Raw genomic sequence first — 2,684 nt, 5'->3', positions numbered from 1 at the left:
CCTGTTCCCATCCCGAACACAGAAGTTAAGCCTCTCTGGGCCGATGGTACTGCACGGGTAACTGTGTGGGAGAGTAGGTCGCCGCAGGGAATTTAATTGAAAAGCCCCACCGTACACACGGTGGGGCTTTCACGTTTTCCATCCAATTCACCTCCTCGGTAACGTTTCGGCCCAGGTACCTAAAGAGCAATTCCTTGCGGTTACTAGGCTGGCGCTCGCCGGTTAGAGAGCATATCCCTTCAAAATACTTGACTCGAACCCCCTTGCAGGTCATCTTACCGCCATGAAATCCTTAAAAAAGACATGGCGCCAGTTATTTGCTCTTCTTGTTCTTTGCTCGGCTTTCGCCGGCGGTTGCGTAGAGTCTTCCGCACCTGTTTCAGGAAAAGTCGCACCTGCCATTTCTGGCAACGATGTCAGTGGCGAATTTTTTTCGCTCGGACAGCAAAAAGGGAAGCTTGTCGTCCTGTACTTTTGGTCCAGGAAGTGTTGTGGTGATAGTCTGCGACTGCTGGATGCGTTGGCTCAGAAGTACGGCTATCGCGGGCTTTCTGTTGTCGGTATCGAAGCGGGGAGCGCTACCAATGATGTTCTCTCTTTTGTCAAAGACGCGGGGATCCGCTTTGTCATCCTGTCTGACGAACATGGCATGCTTTCCAGAATGTATCAGGTTGCCGGGTTCCCAACCATATTTCTAATCGGGCAAGATGGAGATGTCCAGCGGAAGATAAGCGGCGAGGTTCGGTCTGACCAACTGGAGAAACTGGTCGTTCAACTCCTGCCGAGGTGATCCCGGCGGCATCTCGGTAATTAATCCCTCATTGGAAAGAGCAAGCGGGGGATATTTTTCCCGTAGTTTTCTCCGATGAGCTGGCGTTATAATGGGCCATGGCGGATCATCTCTTAAAGGAGGCACACCATGGCACGCATGTTTAATAACACTATGTCGGATGCTCTTTTCCTGGTCGGTGGTGGAATCGTCGGTGCCGGAATGGCTTTGCTACTGGCTCCGCAGTCGGGCAAAAAAAGCCGAAAAGAGTTAGCCCGCTTTGGGCGGGATGTTAGCAAGCAGGGGGACAAGATGTTTCGAAGTGTCTCCGACAACGTCTGCAACATCGCCGAGCGGGTCAACGGAATGACTGGGAATTTCCTGCACAAACGCTGAAGTTAACCATTCATCTAGGTTGGATGAACATGTTTTCAGATGATGCCCGCCAGGTGCGCCGTGGCATCGTAGCAGAAGGGGTGGAACGATTGGCCTGCCGGATACTGGCGGGCCAATCGTCATTTGAAGTATTTGGGAACTCAAAGGTACTCATCGGTGAGGGAATAAATGAAAAAAATGTTGGCAGTGGTGTTGGCTGCACTTTTGCTCGGGAGTATGGGGTGTGCTGGTGACAAGGCGAAAGAGTTATTCGAGACTGCGCAGTTCGAGGAAAAGCAGCACAACAATGAGCACGCGGAGAAACTCTACAACGAAATCGTCAGCAGGTACCCCGACAGCGTGGTGGCGAAACAAGCCCAGGAACGGCTCGCTGTTCTGAAAAAGAAATAACCCGTAGATCGGAGGGAGGCTGTTGGAGCCAAACCTGTTCGTTATCGGGTTGTGCTGAGTTTGTGCCTAAAAAAGCGGTCATCCGAAACGGATGAGGACTGCGCCGGCAACAATGAATAGTGCCGAGAGAATCCGGATTCTTCCAAAGGACTCGCGCAAAAACATGATGCCTATTATCACACCGATCATGATGCTGACTTGACGCACGGGTACTGCATACCCGACTGGAGCAAGGTTGAGTCCGTAGCGGAAGGTGAGGAATGAGGCCATGACGATCGGACCGCTCCAAAGAATGGGGCGCCAGTTAGCTTCAAGTTCTTCTCTAATCAGGACGCGGTACTTCGGTCGCGCCAGGTTCATCGTCATGAGTAGCAGCATGCAGAAAACCAGGAAGTACGTGAACAGTAGGGGAGTGTAGTGCCGCACTCCTGTCTTCTCCGCGATCGAGCCAATAGAGTATATGAAGCCGGCGGAGAGAGAGGCGCGCACCGCCGGACTTCTTAGGTCACGAAAAGGGCGGGCGAGTTCCGCCAGCGACAGTTGCCGCATCTGCACCAGGAGCGTCCCGAAGATTACCAGCAGTATGCCTGTTATTCCAACCAGTGTCAGGTGCTCACCTAAAAGTGCTATGCCCCAGATGGGTACATAAATCATCGAGGTTTGGGATAGGGGGTAGACGACGGAAAGGTCGCCCGTTTGGTAGGCTCTTCCGTTAAGAAGGTGGTACAGCACGTAACAAACAGCGCCAATGGTGATCAGAATTGCCGTCGTGCGGTCTGGTAGGAGAATGGCCTCTGACGTAAAGGGCAAGACTGCGGTGAATAGTGCGAACGAGGCAACAAACATCCACCAGATGAAAACCGTTTTGTTACGGCTCCTCTTTACCAGAAGATTCCAAAGTGCATGCATCACGGCAGAGATGACAATGAGGGTAAATGCTGCGTTAGACATGCGCGCATTGTATCGAAAATCATCCGGAAAGTCAGAAGAAAAACAGAATTAGAGAAAATTATTCATTAAGGTATCGGAAAAGGGTTGACGCCCTCGAGATGCTTTGCTATAAAACGGGACTCTGTTGCAGCACTGCTCTCCGACAAACAAATAACCGCCCTGGCCAGATCGCTTCACG

General features: G+C 51.8%; 4 protein-coding genes and 1 rRNA gene. 4 read left to right on the top strand and 1 reads right to left on the bottom strand.

The window, feature by feature from the left end:
- From rrf to GMST_RS21990, 4 genes are all read left to right on the top strand, one after another.
- A 5S ribosomal RNA gene (gene rrf, locus GMST_RS22005) occupies nucleotides 1–90 on the top strand; the annotation flags it as partial.
- Nucleotides 91–283: 193 nt separating this feature from the next.
- A complete protein-coding gene (locus GMST_RS22000; protein WP_183356852.1) occupies nucleotides 284–790 on the top strand; it encodes a TlpA family protein disulfide reductase in 507 nt (168 codons plus the stop codon).
- Nucleotides 791–919: 129 nt separating this feature from the next.
- Complete coding sequence (locus tag GMST_RS21995; RefSeq protein WP_246400011.1) at nucleotides 920–1,165, top strand: YtxH domain-containing protein; 246 nt, start codon at nucleotides 920–922, stop codon at nucleotides 1,163–1,165.
- 168 nt (nucleotides 1,166–1,333) lie between these two features.
- The gene (locus tag GMST_RS21990; protein WP_183356851.1) at nucleotides 1,334–1,555 is read left to right on the top strand and encodes an outer membrane protein assembly factor BamD; all 222 of its coding nucleotides are present in this window, start codon (nucleotides 1,334–1,336) and stop codon (nucleotides 1,553–1,555) included.
- 78 nt (nucleotides 1,556–1,633) lie between these two features.
- On the opposite strand, the gene GMST_RS21985 is transcribed toward GMST_RS21990, so the two are convergent.
- Nucleotides 1,634–2,506, bottom strand: coding sequence for an EamA family transporter (locus GMST_RS21985; protein ID WP_183356850.1), 873 nt, complete (start codon nucleotides 2,504–2,506; stop codon nucleotides 1,634–1,636).
- Nucleotides 2,507–2,684 lie beyond the last annotated feature (178 nt).

The sequence above is a fragment of the Geomonas silvestris genome (assembly GCF_014193515.1).
GTDB lineage: Bacteria > Desulfobacterota > Desulfuromonadia > Geobacterales > Geobacteraceae > Geomonas > Geomonas silvestris.
The sequence above is the reverse complement of the archived record's forward strand: the minus strand, read 5'-3'. Positions and strand labels throughout refer to the sequence as shown.

What these genes read in the sequence shown, in the direction of transcription:
- GMST_RS22000 (WP_183356852.1), top strand. Translation starts at nt 284, where the DNA reads ATGAAATCCTTAAAAAAGACATGGCGCCAGTTATTTGCTCTTCTTGTT.
- GMST_RS21995 (WP_246400011.1), top strand. Translation starts at nt 920, where the DNA reads ATGGCACGCATGTTTAATAACACTATGTCGGATGCTCTTTTCCTGGTC.
- GMST_RS21990 (WP_183356851.1), top strand. Translation starts at nt 1,334, where the DNA reads ATGAAAAAAATGTTGGCAGTGGTGTTGGCTGCACTTTTGCTCGGGAGT.
- GMST_RS21985 (WP_183356850.1), bottom strand. Translation starts at nt 2,506, where the DNA reads ATGTCTAACGCAGCATTTACCCTCATTGTCATCTCTGCCGTGATGCAT.